This window comes from Thermococcus sp. 9N3 (assembly GCF_012027685.1).
GTDB lineage: Archaea > Methanobacteriota_B > Thermococci > Thermococcales > Thermococcaceae > Thermococcus > Thermococcus nautili.
Genome location: NZ_SNUV01000001.1, coordinates 749,270 through 762,461, shown reverse-complemented (window position 1 = coordinate 762,461; position 13,192 = coordinate 749,270). Strand labels below are relative to the sequence as shown.

The following is a 13,192-nucleotide window of genomic DNA, read 5'->3' as shown; positions in this document are numbered from 1 at the left end:
TTAACTCAGAGCTCGGCCTCGATGCCGTCTTCCTCGTCTTCCTCGAGCTCCCGAATCTCGTAGACCTTGAGGGGAACCTTCTTGAGGGCCTTGCCAACAACCGCCTTGGCTATCCTCTCGGCGTGCTCTATCGTCTGGGCGTTGTAGACCTTGAGCGTTAGATACATGCCGACGAGGCCTACGTTCCCGATTACGAAGGCGCTCTCGAAGTGCGCCCCGCAGACGGGACACTGGGAGTAGCCGAGCTCAACGCGGACGAAGTCAAGCTTCTCCCTGTTGAGTGCCTTCGTTACCTTGCTCACGGCCACGTTTATCGCGTCCTCGCTCGTCTCAACGTCCCTCACGATGATAGGCGCCTCGAGAACCACCAGATAGTCTCCCATCTCGCTCACCTCACCCGAATGCGAAAAGCCTGTCGTCTTCACCCCTAAATACGCCGAGCCTCACGCCGGCATCTATGAACCCGTGTGCGTAGTTCAGCGCGGCAAAGGCCGTGACGTAGTCGCCCTTCTCGTAGTAGTACCTTGCGTCCTCAAAATAGCTCTTTGCCATCGTTAGGAAGTCCATCGCAACCGCGTGGAGAAGGCTCTTCTCGTGAACGGCTACCTCAAGTCGCTTGAGGGCCTCTTCGGTGATTCTAAAATACTTCTGGAGCTTCTCATCGGTTACCTCGCGCTCCACACCGCTCGCCTCGGTCGTGCTTTGAAAGTCCTCTTATAAACCTTACCTCAGAAACTTTGCCTGCGCAAAGTTTCATCAAAGCTAGTAGCTCCTTCTGAAAGGCTAAATTTCAAGTGATTTCTCTATCAATTGGCCCTTTTGAATTTGAGAACTTCTCAAGTTGCTTCTTTGTTTTGGTTTAGATTGTAAAATTGACGCCCAAAGGGCATCAGGGAAGGGTAAACCCTTTTGTATGGCTTGTTTTAGCAGGTTCTCCTTTTGGAAAGCACGATTTACTGGCAAAATCTATTCATTTGGACCTTTGGCGAGGAGCTACTAACTTTTGGTGAAGCTTTTTCTAAAAACTTCAATCACCGACCTTGGTCAAACTCTGTGGGACTTTCGTCCCTCGCGTCGAGCAAAGCTCGACGTTGCGCAGGCGAGCAAGCTTTAGGAAAGCTTGACCAAAGAAGTTCCCTTCTCACCAACGGGGCAAAAAGTCAGTCGTGCACTATCGAGTTGAATAGTTCAACGCGAGTTTAAAATTAGTAGGGACTCAGCGAAACAGTTTCAACGTATTTTTGGCGTCCTCCGGACGCCGTTTATAGAGTGAAACTCTCTCCAAAGAGCAAGTCAAAAAGAAACTCCTTGCAAACTGTTGAATTTCAAAAAAGCACCTAACCTTCCGCCAGCGCTGAAACTTTGCCTTCGCAAAGTTTCATCAAAGTTTGTGATTCTTTTTGTAGGGGTTCCCTTGGGAGTGTTTGCGCTTTTAATGGACTCTTGTAGAATGCGAATTCCCTGATTTTGGAAGCTTTCTCACGCGGGTTTACTTTTCTCGCGCTCCTTTGGAGCGCTTCTTAGAGAAACCCCCTTAAATAGCTCCTTTGGAGAGAATTCTTTGAGAGTACTGGCACTTTAGAGTGCAAACTTCTTAGAGTTGCATTTTTGGAAAAGAATCACAGACCTTTGTCAAACTTCGCGCAGGCGAACAAGCTTTAACAAAGCTTGACCAAAAGACCGCCCTTCTCACCAACGAGCAAAAAGTTAGTCGTGCACTCTCGAATTGGAGAGTTCGATGCGAGTTTAACATTAAACAAGCCTTGTAAAATAGTTTCAAATTCTTTTTGGCGTCCTTCGGACGCCGTTTGGAGGGGTGAAACACTCTTGAAAGAGCAAGTCAAAAAGAAACTCTCTCACAATTGATAGATTTTAGAACATGCACTACTCTTCCGCCAGCGCTTGCGCAAGCAAGGGCTGAAAGGGGGGCAGTAGGGGCTGTCGCCCCCCTGGGGGTCCCGACGTCATCGCAACCCCGTACTCGTCGGGCAGATGGAGTAGGGCAAAGGTCTTATAACCTTCACCCCAACCGAGAACGGTGCGAAACATGGGTGGAACAGTGAGCAAGATAATCCGCTTCCGCGACGAGGAGGAGTTCATAGAGGATATAGACTTCGCCCTTGAGCGCTTTTCCTATCTGGCGAGCAAGTACGGCCACAACCCGGTTGGTGGAATTGTCCTCTGGGACAGCATAGCGGTTAGGGACGACGAGGGGATAAAGCTCTTCCGCGTCGGCGAGTTCCCCTACTTCGAGGGGACTCTAAGGCTCGACCTTGAAACGCTTCGTGTCATGGAGCGCTACTTCGACGAGCTTGAGAGCAGGTGGGACGAGCTCACCGTCGAGGAGATAAACTACTTCGTCGAGATGCTCAACGAAGCTTTAGGTGAGGAGAGGGTTTACTACGACGCCTACTCGCTCGGCCTCGACAGGAACACCGCCTACATAATCCTCGATTTGGTTGCTCTCAACTACCTTGAGAGTGTTCTTGACGGAAGGGACAGAGAAATATTCGAGGAGGCCGTTGAGGTTCTGCTCAAGTACATCTAAACGGTTAATGAATTGTTTACTCGCAGAATTACATAATCCATTGATTGAACAATCGCGGGGTGATGTCGATGCTCTTCAAGAAGAAAGGCGTCTTCACTGAGGAAGACGCGCGGAAGGTAATCGAGGAGATGAGCAAACATCCGGAAGAGAAGGAGCTCATAGTGATGGCCGAAGCGGTTACGGCCGAGGCAAAAAGGCGCCTCTGGGACTACGCGAGGGCAGTAAAGCTGATGGCCGACATGACGGGCGAGGAGAGGGAGGTTCGCGTTGAAATCCTTGAGGGCTACGTGAGCGAGAAGGTTAAGGGAATAGACGTTGAGACCCTGTGAGGTGTGACCATGAAACTCATAATGGCCGAGGTCTTCAACAGCTGGCAGGGTGAAGGGGGGAGCGTTCCGGGAAGTGCCTTCGGGAGAAGGCAGATTTTTGTTAGATTTGCGGGCTGCGACCTCCACTGTGCCTGGTGCGACTCAAGGGAGTTCATTGACGCATCTCGCGTTTCGCGGTGGCGCTACGAGGTCGAGCCCTTCACGGGGAAGTTCGAGTACAGGCCGAATCCCGCGGAGCTTGATGAGGTCGTTGAAGCCATTACTCGACTCGACACGGGGGATATACACTCGATAAGCTACACCGGGGGAGAGCCAACCCTTCAGGTGAAGCCGTTAAAAGCCCTTATGGAACGCATGAAAAGCCTCGGCTTCGACAACTTCCTCGAAACACACGGCGGACTCCCGGAGCTCATAAGAGAGGTCGCCCCGCTCACCGACTACGCGAGCGTTGACATAAAGGACGAGACCGCTAAAGCGACCGAGGACTGGCGCTCCCTGGTTCTCCGCGAGGTTGAGAGCATCAGGATTCTGAAGGAAGCGGGGGTTAAAGTTTACGCCAAGCTCGTGGTCACTTCGGAGACAAAGGTTGAGAACGTCCGCTGGTACGCCGAGCTTCTGAAGGGCCTTGCTCCCCTGGTAATCCAGCCGCGAGAGCCGATTGAGATTAGCCAGGCAAGGCTGATGGAGCTCTACCGCGAGGCCTCGCTCATCATGGGGCGGAAGAACGTTGGACTGAGCTTCCAGGTTCACAAGTACCTCAACGTTCTCTGAGGCGGATGAGCAGGGCGAGGAGGACCATTAGCCCGGGCCTGCAGATTGATTTCTCCTCCTTTCCCCTCTCTGAGGTTGACCCTGTTGTGTTCTCTGGTGGAACTGTGGACGTTGTTGAGTTCGTGGGTGTTATCTTTTCCTTCGACACCTCGTTGTAATCGACGAGTTCAGGATAAATCGTGAATTTTTCGCCCGCGCGGAAGAGGCCGTAAACTGTGCCGTTGGTAAGGAAGGCGTATACCGGCCAGAGCGAGCAGGTTGGGAGTATTCTTTTTCCAACTTTCGCGTATCCAGAGGGGAGCCCGTAAAAACTGACCGAATATCGCGCGGGATAAACGAGTACCCCACCCTTAACCGTAACGTATTCCAAGACCGGGGTCGAGAGGAAGTACTTGGAGTAATGGGAGACGTTGGAAAGCCTGGTTCCCTTTGTTGAAGCCATCATCATTCTCTTCCAGGTTTCATAAGGCACGGAACCTGCCTTAATCCACTCCCTTTTCCCGGGAATAAGGCGTATCAGCGTGATGTTTCTCGAGCCGTTCATTGAGACGCCCAGGTAGGGAGTTCCGTTCACAAAGGCCACGCCGAGGTGGAAGATTCTCTCATTGGCACCACCGAAATAGAAGGCGGGGTTGCCGTAGTCGTCCTCCTCCGGCGGGTCGAAGGTTCTCAGTATGGAACTCAGGTTTACCTGGAAAAGCCTGCCGTCGTAGCCGAAGAGGAGAACATAGTGTATGTCCGCCGGAACGTTGGGGCCACCGGGAATGAGAATTCCGCTGGCGGACAGGTCCAGGAGGAAGAGGGCAAAGGTGCCGTTCGTGAACCCGCTGGTGTCGATGCTGACATTATGAGGAGCGACGTAGACGTAGGAGTAATTCCTCCCTCCCGTGAGCTCAACGAGTGGTTTCACCGGCTTGGGGAGTTCAAGGTTCGGCAGGGAGCAGGCGTAGTAGTAGCATCCCCCATCCCCCTTCCTTCTCTCCGTTTTGAGCTTTAACACGGGTTCCATGCTCCCGTTGCGGTAGGCGAGAATCAGTGGCGGGGCGCTCGGAGTTGAGCCGTTAAAGACTAGGGGTATTATCGGGGAGACGTAGTCCCCTGTCGCGCGAAATTCCTCGGGTATGAATTTATCGCAGTCCACGAACTCGGCCTGGGGAAAGTAGACGTAGATTGTTCCCTTGTAAACGAATCCCCTCATTCTCGAAACGACGTCTGGCGTGCCGTTAAATTTCGCCAGGAGGGGTTTGAGGTCCGGGGAATAGGTGTAGTTCTGGGTGAACGTCCCGGTGATGTTGAGAACCGAGAGGTACGTTTTGAGAACGCTGAACGGAAACGAGACGTTGGAGCCGTTCAGCTTCACAACTGACCCGTTCAGGAGCTTTAGGGGGTATGTTTTCAGCGGAATTCCATTAACACCGCCGAGCCTGCCGACAGCGCTCCCGTTCTCGATGGTGTAGTGAACCCTGAAGTCGAGGGCTTTGGCGTCCAGACACTGAAGCCTGTCGGTTAGGCTTGAAATCGGACACATTCCTTCGTAGAACTGGTAGAAGTAGTAGACGTCCAGCTCAAAGGCGACGGTCTCGTTGACGAGGTAGGGCGTTGTGGCGAAGAGAACGGGGTCCGGCAGTTCGACCTCTGGCGGACAGGTGCCCTTTCCCGAAACTTCGTGAGTTTGATACATTAGAGAAGCTATCAGCAGAATTATTAGGGCGATGCCCTTCATTTTTGCCATCTTACTCACCATAGTTGTTTCTCGCTAAACGTTTAAAAGCGTTTGGTCAACCTTCTTTGGCGATGATGACATTGGCCTTTGGGGTGACCGATGCCCGGAAAACCCACCTGAGCCATAAAGCTTAAATCTTTGCATCTTCTCCTTATCTTGGTGGTAATAATCGAGGTTCTCCGGTGTGAGCACTGTGGAGCACCGCTCGATGTAACCCCCGAGGATATAATAGTGGTCTGCCACTATTGCGGTTATCCAAACGCCTATGACAAAGTTTTCACGGAGAAGAACGTCTTCTTCGTTGAGAGCCTTCCCAAAAAAGAAATCCTTCGCCTTTTCTGGGAGCGGGTTAAGAAAGACCCTGATTACAGCGGGATACGGGGAAAGATAAAGGTTATCAAGGTTGAAGGGGTTTACGTTCCCTTCTGGTTTGGAATCGTTAAGGGGCAGGGTCAAATGAGATATGTCGTCTATGAGAAGAAGGGTAGCCAGACCAGAGCCGTTGTTAAATCCAGAAAATTCAACATGGAGTCCCTCGTCTGCGTTCCAGCCCGGAGAAGCGTCTATGATATTGCAGTTGAAAATTTGGCGCTAAAATTTGAACGATATGGGTATTTATCCTTCAAAAGGCTGGAGGATACGTTGAGGTATATGATGGACATCAAGCCGATAACGGATTTAACTCCTGATAAGTGGGATGGCCTTAAACTGGCGTTTCTGAACGCTGACTTTGGAAAGGACTACGCCAGAATTGCCCTTCAGGACCGGGCCTCCGATGTTGCCAAAGAGCGCCGTGTTCCCGATGATGCTGAACTCCGGTTCTTTAGGTTCGAGGGGGAGACCCTTGACATGGCCCTCGTGTTTTATCCCCTATGGAAGGTCTATTATGACGTCGAGGGTGGGACGTACTTCGTCGCCTACGATGGTCACAGGGGAAAGGAAGTCCTGGCCGTTGAGCCCGTTAGGATATGGAGAAAGGTCTGGTATGCATTGGTTTCCCTACTTGGAATCTCCCTCGCGGGGCTTTTCTCTTCCCTCTACGGGAACATTGGCTACTGGAAGGCCCTCTCGGATGCAGGGAAGAGTGCACTGGGTATACTTGTGCTTCCGGCGCTGGGAGCGTACATCGGCTTTGAGCTGGCAAGGGGCTATGGACGGAAAGTGGCCCGCGATGTGAGGGTTGAGAAATGAAGGTCAGGTGTCCCCACTGCGGTGCGGAGTTTGAAGTCAAGGAAGAGGGCATCGTGGTGTGTCCCTACTGTGGATTCCAGATAAAACTCGGCGAATCCAGAACGTTTACTTACCCCCTGCGGGTCGAAAATCCCTGGAACGTGCTGGCCTCGTTTATACGCCTTCAGCGTCTGTCCCCTGCCGATGTTGAATGGAAAGCCCGTATCATTGAGAGAGAACTCCTCTATGTCCCATTTTATGTCTTCTTCGTGAAGGCAAAAGGCGTTGCCCGAAGAGGTATAATTTCTAAAGAAGGGGCAGGTTACGTTGAGTTCTTTAACTATGTCACCATGCCTGCAGTCGGGGGTTTTGACGAGCTCGTTAACTACCCTTACCCGTGAGAGGCAGGAGGTATTTCGATGGACACGTCAACGGCAGACTTCTTGAAGAGACGATTGAAGCCTCCGAGGCCGTGAAACGACTCAGGGATGAACTCAGAAACATCCTCAAGAACGAAGCGCGACGGTACTTCCACTGGAGCAACGTTGAGGTGGGAATGACAACGTTTGATGTCCACCTTGACGGACTTGTCTATTATCCAATCTGGCGAATCAGGTATAAATATGGCCTTTTCACGTATCTGGCCTACGTTGATGGGGCTGACGGTAGAGTTCCCTACGCTGAGTTTCCTGTGTCTCCTGTTAAACGAATGACGAACCTCTCCCTCGGATTTCTGCTCCTGACCTCTGGGTTTTTAATCGGCAGGTTCCTGTATTCGTATGGTGTAACAGCCCCAATTGGTTCCGTTGCAACTGCGATATGGGCTTCATATCCCTCTTTGAAGAGGGCCTTTATGGTCAAGGGCAGGACGAGTGAGCACAGGCTTTTGTCTGAGGTCGCGGGGGATTACATCCCGGAGGACGAGGTCTTTAAGACAATACGGCGCTTCCTAAAATAACGCCGTCCGTCAAGTTTTTAAATCCCCTCTTTTAGTTACCTTCGGAAAGATTAAGGGGGTGAGACCTTGCCGGCGGTCATAGAGGAGGTCGCAAAGGTTTCCTTCGAGAGGGTTGGAATGCACTCCCACATAAAGGGCCTCGGCCTTGACGAGAACGGAAGGGCCAAGTTCATCGCCGACGGCATGGTCGGCCAGGTTAAGGCGAGGGAAGCGGCCGGAATAGCGGTTGAGCTTATAAAGCGCGGGAAGCTCGCCGGCAAGGGAATTCTCCTCGTCGGCCCGACCGGGAGCGGTAAAACGGCGATAGCGATGGGCATAGCGAGGGAACTCGGCGAGGACGTTCCCTTCGTCCAGATAGCGGGAAGCGAGATTTACTCGGCCGAGGTCAACAAGACGGAGTTCCTCAAGCAGGCGATGAGGCGGGCGATAGGCGTTAGAATCAGCGAGGAGAGGAAGGTCTACGAGGGCGAGGTCAAGAAGATTGAGATAAGGCGCACGAGGCACCCGTTCAACCCCTACGTCGAGATTCCGGAGAGCGTCATCATAACCCTCCGTACGAGGGACGACGAGAAGACGATAAGGGCCGGCAGGGAGATAGCCTACCAGCTCATGGAGCTCGGCGTTGAGGAAGGCGACGTCATACAGATTGACGCCGAAACGGGCAAGGTCTCGAAGGTCGGGACGACGAAGGAGGAAGAGGGGCTCTTCTTCAAGCGCAAGGTCAGCCTTCCGAGCGGGCCCGTGCTCAAGATAAAGGAGTTCACCTACACCGTCACGCTCCACGACCTTGACGTTGCCAACGCCCGCGGAAACATCTTCGGCCTGCTCTTCAGCACAGGGGCGGAGATAAGCGACGACGTCAGGAGACGCGTTGACGAGACGGTTAAGAGCTGGATTGAGGAGGGAAGGGCGACGCTTGTTCCTGGAGTGCTCTTCATAGACGAGGTTCACATGCTCGACATCGAGGCCTTCTCGTTCCTTGCGAGGGCGATGGAGAGCGAGCTCGCGCCAATTCTCATCCTAGCCACCAACAGGGGAAGGACGAAGATAAGGGGCACCGACATCGAGGCACCGCACGGAATACCCGTTGACATGCTCGATAGGTTGCTCATAATCAACACCGAGCCATACAAGAAGGAGGAAATCAGGGAGATAGTCAAGATTCGCGCAAGGGAGGAGAAGATTGAGGTGAGCGAAGAGGCCATAGAGTACCTCGCGGAGCTCGGCGAGAAGACCAGCCTCCGCTACGCCGTCCAGCTTCTCGCCCCAGCGAGCGTCTTGGCCAAGGGCGGAAGGGTCGAAAGGGAGCACGTTGAAAAGGCCAAGGAGTACTTCGCCGACCTCAGGAGGAGCATCGAGTTCGTCGAGAAGCTCGAGGGGATGCTGAGCTGATTTTCCCCTTTCTTTGGTTTCTCTGAGTATCATGTTACAGCGGAGAATGTAGAAAAGGAGAGCTCGTCGCCATCGGCATCGCAACTTCCCTCGCGTTGTCCCTGTGTCACCGGCGATTTCAAAGGTACTGGCGGTCTTCACTCTCCTCCTCGTCCTCGGCGGAAACTACATGAAAGCGCTCTGCGTCAGCCCATAATCTCTACTAGTTCCCTGCTCAGCTTGAGGTGGAACATGAACTCGTTGTAAACCCTGTCCTCCCGCTCGAAGACGAGCTTGAGCTCATCGAGGTTCGCTTTGCCTCCGAACTCGCCGAAGACGAGGATTCCGTTGAGCTCTATCACACCGAAGACTGCCGCGAGATTGAAAAGGAGCGTCCTGAGCTGGTAAGCCGAGACCTCGTGTTTTCCAAGTTCCTCCCTCGGATATTTGAATAGGAAGTACTCAAGCCCCTCCATCTCCGCCACGTCGGTTATCGCTATGTCTGCCGTCAGGAAGACGAGCAGGGTGGGCGTCATTCTGTCGTACCTCTTGAGGGACTTGACGATAATCTCGTCGTTGTTGTGGGCCGGCTCGCTCACGCTCTCGGCGATGATTATCCTCGGCTTCAGCCTCTCGAACTCCTTGAGGGCTATGTAAGCCGCTTTCCGGCTCCTCTTCGTCCGCCTGTTGCTGAACTCCCTCAGGAGGTGGGCGTTGAGAACCTCACGTGAAATCTCCTCAAGCTGTTTGTGCCTGTACTTGTAGTTCATCGCGTCCTCGATTTCCTTCTTGACGCCCTCGGCGACGACTATCTGATAACCCTCAAGCGGTCTGTATGAGGATATGAAGCGGTGGTAGAAGAGGTTCGTATCGGGCGCGAATGCAACGCCTTTCTTCAGCCTCTCGTAGAGCTCCAGCGTCCTTTCAAACTCGTCGAGGTTGTCGTAGCGGAGGATTCCGGCGGAGATGAAGCACTCGTAGAAGTCGCTCCACGTCGGGAGTTCTGAGGAGAGCCTTGGCGGAACGCGGGCGTTGAAGGCCTTCCTGTCCGTCAGGACTTCGAGGCGGTAGCCCCTCTCGCTCGGCTCCGCCCGGAGGAGAGGAAGGCCGTAGAGCGGGTAACTCACCCGTAGCTCGCCCCTCTCGGCGAGGACGTTCATGAGGACCTGCAGTTCTGGCTTCACTATGACCTCAGCGGGCTTCATCTCCATCCCCCAGGAAGTTCTTGATGGGTTGCATGTGGGTTGGAATCATCATGTAGGGCCTGTCCGGGAAGTCCATGTCGAGCAGGCCCATGTAAACTATGAACGACACAGGGAACTCGCGAATCTGGACTATCGCGGCCGCGACCAGGGCTTTCCTGCCGGAGGTTATGTCGAGGCCTATCCTGTAACCTTCACTTTCGAGCTTTGAGAAGAGCTCTTTGAACTTCCTGTCGGCCTCGAAGAAGCCGTAGTCCTTAATCACCACGGCCTCAATCTTCGGCCTGAGGTTGTAGGCTTTGGATATGGTCTCTATGGCCCTCACCACCTTCGGAAGGAGGTTCCTGTAGCGCTCCTCGGTGAATACGTAGACCCGCCGGATTTCCCGCTTTCCCTTGCCCTCCTTCAGGATTTTGTAGTAGGTGTTCACGACCGCCCAGGGCGAGCGACCGAGCAGGGTAACGTACGCTATGGGTGCCATGTTCATCACTCCACCAGTATCATTCCGTAAAGGGCGCTCTCTGAAAAGTCTATTTGAACCAGCGAGCTGATTTCAATCCCAATCGCGTCGAGGCTTGGCCGGACTTTCGTTGGAAGCCGGCAGGGCCCACCGCGCTCGAAGGGGCAGTCCGGGCAGAGGTTGCAGTTGCCGGGGAAGAGAGCCATCGCGTAGAGCTTTCCCTCCCTGAAGAGCTCGGCCTCGCGCTTGAGAAGGTATAGGATTGCCTCCCGTTTCTCCTCCTCAAAGCGCTCCATGTCCACCTCGAACTTTATGAGAATGGCCCTGCTGAAGTGGCTCACCCACTCCCTTGCCTCCCTCCAGTCCGGAACGTGGGGAGGACAGCTCGGCCTCTTCCCGTACATCGGGCAGGTTCGACACTTCCAGACCGGCCTCGGGGAGACGACGATTTTCTCGGCCGGTATCTCCTTCTCCCAGAGCACGCGCATGGTAGGTTAAACGCCCGCGGGGTATTTAACGTTGGCGCAACCCTTTTACGGATGAAGACGTAGGTTTGAACATGAGGAGCTGGGTGCCGTTGCTAATAATCGCGCTTCTAATCGGGTCGGGCTGTATAAGTGGGGGAGGTGAGAAAACGACCGCACCTAAGACCCTTGAGGTCGGTTCAGTCTTCCACAACGGGAGCTACATCCCCGTTAAGTTCACCTGCGACGGCGAGGACATAAACCCGCCGATATTCATAGGGAACATAAGCGAGAAGGCGAAGAGCCTCGTCATCATAGTTGACGACCCCGATGCTCCCGCGGGAACCTTCACTCACTGGATTGCCTGGGATATCCCGCCGGTGGGCGAGATTCCCGAGGCGGTTCCGAAGGTCGGCGAGGTTGAGAAGCCGATTCCGATGGTTCAGGGAAGGAACGACTTCGGGAGGATAGGCTACGGTGGTCCCTGCCCGCCTGGGGGGAGTGTTCATCACTACCACTTCAAGGTCTATGCCCTCGACACGACGCTGAACCTTCCGCCGGGGGCGACGAGAAAAGAACTGGAGAAGGCCATGGAAGGCCACGTTATCCAGTGGGGAGAGCTCGTGGGGCTCTACAGGCGGAGTTAGGTGCTTTTCTTTTCTGTCAACTTCACCACGAGGTTTATCGCGCTCTGCAACGCCGCGAGGAAGTTCAGGGCGAAGAATATCCAGTCCCCGATTATGTAGGAGTATATCGTCAGCAGGGTCGAGGCGGTCACGTAGATTATTATGAACTGCATGTTCAGGGGACACTTTCTCGTCCTTATTGTTTCCAGGGTCTGAGGAACCCAAGCGCTCACGAGGAGCAGCATTCCGAGCAGTCCGATTATCTCTCCGCCGTTCATGGTCTCACCCGGGATAAAAACGGGCTCCCCTAAAAAAGGGTTGTGGCGGGATTTCTGTCAAAAACGACAGATAAAACGGCTGGTTTTAACTTCCTCGCGCTAAAGCTCGCTCGCGAGCATTGAGGTTGCCCACGTTTTGACGTCCTCGTCGAGGATGTCTTCTATGAGCTTCATCGCTCTATCGAGTTCACCCTTCCTCGCGAGTCTGAGCGCGACCTCCGCCTGCACCTTCGACCTGTTGGCGAGGTCGGTTATATGCTCCGCTATGTAGAGGGCGTCGTCGAACTTCCCCATCTCAAGGAACTCAAAGGCCAGCCCCATCAGGTTCTTCGTCGGGTTCTTTGTTGATAGTGCCGTCTCTATCGCCCTGTCAAGGGCATCCCTGTAATCCTCCCCCTCCTTCGCCATCTCCACGACTATTCCGTTGACGGCCTTGGAACGGACGCTCCCGTCAGGTATTCCCCCGGCGAGCTTCATGGCCTCGTCAAATTTCCCTGCCTTCACGAGCTTCATGACTGCATCGTAAAGGGCCCGCGAGCGGTACCATGCCTGCATGAAAACCCCCATATCATTATAACCCCGCCCGATTTAAGGGTTCTGGTTGTGTTAACTTTATAACCTCCCCATCAGATAGAACACCGGTGGTCTGATGAAAAAGGCTGGAGTGCTCCTACTGTTGCTGGTTCTCCTCGGTTTCTCCGCCGGCTGTATCGGGAGCAACGGCACGACGGGCACTTCTTCAACATCGACAACCTCAAAACCGGCCTACGTTGACGTCAACGGCACGAGGATTTACCTGAACGAGATTCACTTCTACATGTACGGTATGAAAACCTGCCCCCACTGCCGGCACATGCATGAGTGGATTCCCCAGGAGTACGGTGAGAAGGCCTTAACCTACTACGAGCTCGTGGACAACCAGACGAACATGATGCTCTTCAACGAGCTCGCCCAGCTCACGGGCATAACCGGCGTTCCGGCGATAGCGATTACCTACAACGGAACACTCTACGCAGTCATAGAGGGGGAGTTCAACGTGACCGCAACGCCTCAAATCATCGCGACGGCAATCAAGAACGACGGCGTGCTACTCCTAACCGGCAAGACCTACCTGCTCTCCTACAAGGACCCCAAGGCCAAGCTTGTCATAGATGCGCTCTACACGATATTCGTGAAGCACCAGTCCGTTGACGTCCAGAAGATTTTCAATGAACTGAAGGCCAACTCGACGGGCTGACCTTTCGTTTTCAACCTTTCGTTTTGGAAAGGGTGAAAAGCCCCTTCGGGTATTC

General features: G+C 53.8%; 17 protein-coding genes. 9 read left to right on the top strand and 8 right to left on the bottom strand.

The features are described from left to right. Positions 1-5: 5 nt before the first annotated feature. Positions 6-383, bottom strand: a complete 378-nt coding sequence (locus E3E30_RS04225) for a DUF555 domain-containing protein (RefSeq protein ID WP_042689311.1) — start codon at positions 381-383, stop codon at positions 6-8. Positions 384-393: 10 nt separating this feature from the next. Continuing rightward, complete coding sequence (locus E3E30_RS04220) at positions 394-681, bottom strand: DUF357 domain-containing protein (protein ID WP_042689314.1); 288 nt, start codon at positions 679-681, stop codon at positions 394-396. 1,366 nt (positions 682-2,047) lie between these two features. Between E3E30_RS04220 and E3E30_RS04215 the strand changes: the two genes are divergently transcribed. The 3 genes from E3E30_RS04215 (at position 2,048) to E3E30_RS04205 (ending at position 3,648) form a co-directional block, all read left to right on the top strand. After that, complete coding sequence (locus tag E3E30_RS04215; protein WP_167728542.1) at positions 2,048-2,548, top strand: hypothetical protein; 501 nt, start codon at positions 2,048-2,050, stop codon at positions 2,546-2,548. A gap of 68 nt (positions 2,549-2,616) precedes the next feature. Next, the gene (locus tag E3E30_RS04210; RefSeq protein WP_167728941.1) at positions 2,617-2,877 is read left to right on the top strand and encodes a hypothetical protein; all 261 of its coding nucleotides are present in this window, start codon (positions 2,617-2,619) and stop codon (positions 2,875-2,877) included. A gap of 9 nt (positions 2,878-2,886) precedes the next feature. After that, positions 2,887-3,648 (top strand): 7-carboxy-7-deazaguanine synthase QueE, encoded by a 762-nt coding sequence (locus tag E3E30_RS04205; RefSeq protein WP_167728541.1) that lies wholly within the window; start codon positions 2,887-2,889, stop codon positions 3,646-3,648. On the opposite strand, the gene E3E30_RS04200 is transcribed toward E3E30_RS04205, so the two are convergent. Next, on the bottom strand, positions 3,635-5,389 hold the full coding sequence (locus tag E3E30_RS04200) for a hypothetical protein (protein WP_167728540.1): 1,755 nt from the start codon (positions 5,387-5,389) through the stop codon (positions 3,635-3,637). The two genes, E3E30_RS04205 and E3E30_RS04200, sit on opposite strands and share 14 nt — an antisense overlap. A gap of 141 nt (positions 5,390-5,530) precedes the next feature. Here E3E30_RS04200 and E3E30_RS04195 point away from each other — a divergent pair, with 141 nt between their 5' ends. The 4 genes from E3E30_RS04195 (at position 5,531) to E3E30_RS04185 (ending at position 8,891) form a co-directional block, all read left to right on the top strand. Next, a complete protein-coding gene (locus E3E30_RS04195; protein ID WP_167728539.1) occupies positions 5,531-6,562 on the top strand; it encodes a hypothetical protein in 1,032 nt (343 codons plus the stop codon). Next, complete coding sequence (locus tag E3E30_RS11355) at positions 6,559-6,942, top strand: zinc-ribbon domain-containing protein (RefSeq protein ID WP_240922525.1); 384 nt, start codon at positions 6,559-6,561, stop codon at positions 6,940-6,942. The genes E3E30_RS04195 and E3E30_RS11355 overlap by 4 nt, the downstream gene beginning before the upstream one ends. Then, positions 6,939-7,499, top strand: coding sequence for a hypothetical protein (locus E3E30_RS11350; RefSeq protein WP_240922523.1), 561 nt, complete (start codon positions 6,939-6,941; stop codon positions 7,497-7,499). The genes E3E30_RS11355 and E3E30_RS11350 overlap by 4 nt, the downstream gene beginning before the upstream one ends. A gap of 66 nt (positions 7,500-7,565) precedes the next feature. Continuing rightward, complete coding sequence (locus E3E30_RS04185) at positions 7,566-8,891, top strand: RuvB-like helicase (RefSeq protein WP_042689327.1); 1,326 nt, start codon at positions 7,566-7,568, stop codon at positions 8,889-8,891. Between the two features lie 185 nt (positions 8,892-9,076). Here E3E30_RS04185 and E3E30_RS04180 read toward each other — a convergent pair whose 3' ends face one another. From E3E30_RS04180 to E3E30_RS04170, 3 genes are read right to left on the bottom strand one after another with little or no spacing between them, the layout of a single operon-like run. Continuing rightward, the gene (locus E3E30_RS04180; RefSeq protein WP_167728538.1) at positions 9,077-10,081 is read right to left on the bottom strand and encodes a PIN domain-containing protein; all 1,005 of its coding nucleotides are present in this window, start codon (positions 10,079-10,081) and stop codon (positions 9,077-9,079) included. Further along, positions 10,062-10,559, bottom strand: a complete 498-nt coding sequence (locus tag E3E30_RS04175) for a hypothetical protein (protein ID WP_346765895.1) — start codon at positions 10,557-10,559, stop codon at positions 10,062-10,064. Before E3E30_RS04175 ends, E3E30_RS04180 begins: the two co-directional genes overlap by 20 nt. Further along, positions 10,559-11,020, bottom strand: coding sequence for a DUF2284 domain-containing protein (locus tag E3E30_RS04170; RefSeq protein ID WP_167728537.1), 462 nt, complete (start codon positions 11,018-11,020; stop codon positions 10,559-10,561). The genes E3E30_RS04175 and E3E30_RS04170 overlap by 1 nt, the downstream gene beginning before the upstream one ends. Positions 11,021-11,091: 71 nt before the next feature. Between E3E30_RS04170 and E3E30_RS04165 the strand changes: the two genes are divergently transcribed. Then, the gene (locus E3E30_RS04165; protein ID WP_167728536.1) at positions 11,092-11,643 is read left to right on the top strand and encodes a YbhB/YbcL family Raf kinase inhibitor-like protein; all 552 of its coding nucleotides are present in this window, start codon (positions 11,092-11,094) and stop codon (positions 11,641-11,643) included. Here E3E30_RS04165 and E3E30_RS04160 read toward each other — a convergent pair. Further along, complete coding sequence (locus E3E30_RS04160; RefSeq protein ID WP_167728535.1) at positions 11,640-11,900, bottom strand: hypothetical protein; 261 nt, start codon at positions 11,898-11,900, stop codon at positions 11,640-11,642. The genes E3E30_RS04165 and E3E30_RS04160 overlap by 4 nt on opposite strands. A 99-nt stretch (positions 11,901-11,999) precedes the next feature. After that, positions 12,000-12,455, bottom strand: a complete 456-nt coding sequence (locus E3E30_RS04155) for a hypothetical protein (protein WP_042689336.1) — start codon at positions 12,453-12,455, stop codon at positions 12,000-12,002. 94 nt (positions 12,456-12,549) lie between these two features. Between E3E30_RS04155 and E3E30_RS04150 the strand changes: the two genes are divergently transcribed. After that, the gene (locus E3E30_RS04150) at positions 12,550-13,137 is read left to right on the top strand and encodes a glutaredoxin (RefSeq protein WP_167728534.1); all 588 of its coding nucleotides are present in this window, start codon (positions 12,550-12,552) and stop codon (positions 13,135-13,137) included. Positions 13,138-13,192 lie beyond the last annotated feature (55 nt).

Excerpts from the sequence above, each read along its gene's own strand:
- E3E30_RS11355 (WP_240922525.1), top strand. The coding sequence starts at position 6,559 with ATGAAGGTCAGGTGTCCCCACTGCGGTGCGGAGTTTGAAGTCAAGGAA.
- E3E30_RS04155 (WP_042689336.1), bottom strand. The coding sequence starts at position 12,455 with ATGCAGGCATGGTACCGCTCGCGGGCCCTTTACGATGCAGTCATGAAG.
- E3E30_RS04225 (WP_042689311.1), bottom strand. The coding sequence starts at position 383 with ATGGGAGACTATCTGGTGGTTCTCGAGGCGCCTATCATCGTGAGGGAC.
- E3E30_RS04215 (WP_167728542.1), top strand. The coding sequence starts at position 2,048 with ATGGGTGGAACAGTGAGCAAGATAATCCGCTTCCGCGACGAGGAGGAG.
- E3E30_RS04160 (WP_167728535.1), bottom strand. The coding sequence starts at position 11,900 with ATGAACGGCGGAGAGATAATCGGACTGCTCGGAATGCTGCTCCTCGTG.
- E3E30_RS04175 (WP_346765895.1), bottom strand. The coding sequence starts at position 10,559 with ATGAACATGGCACCCATAGCGTACGTTACCCTGCTCGGTCGCTCGCCC.
- E3E30_RS04170 (WP_167728537.1), bottom strand. The coding sequence starts at position 11,020 with ATGCGCGTGCTCTGGGAGAAGGAGATACCGGCCGAGAAAATCGTCGTC.
- E3E30_RS04180 (WP_167728538.1), bottom strand. The coding sequence starts at position 10,081 with ATGGAGATGAAGCCCGCTGAGGTCATAGTGAAGCCAGAACTGCAGGTC.
- E3E30_RS04205 (WP_167728541.1), top strand. The coding sequence starts at position 2,887 with ATGAAACTCATAATGGCCGAGGTCTTCAACAGCTGGCAGGGTGAAGGG.
- E3E30_RS04210 (WP_167728941.1), top strand. The coding sequence starts at position 2,617 with ATGCTCTTCAAGAAGAAAGGCGTCTTCACTGAGGAAGACGCGCGGAAG.
- E3E30_RS04150 (WP_167728534.1), top strand. The coding sequence starts at position 12,550 with ATGAAAAAGGCTGGAGTGCTCCTACTGTTGCTGGTTCTCCTCGGTTTC.
- E3E30_RS04165 (WP_167728536.1), top strand. The coding sequence starts at position 11,092 with ATGAGGAGCTGGGTGCCGTTGCTAATAATCGCGCTTCTAATCGGGTCG.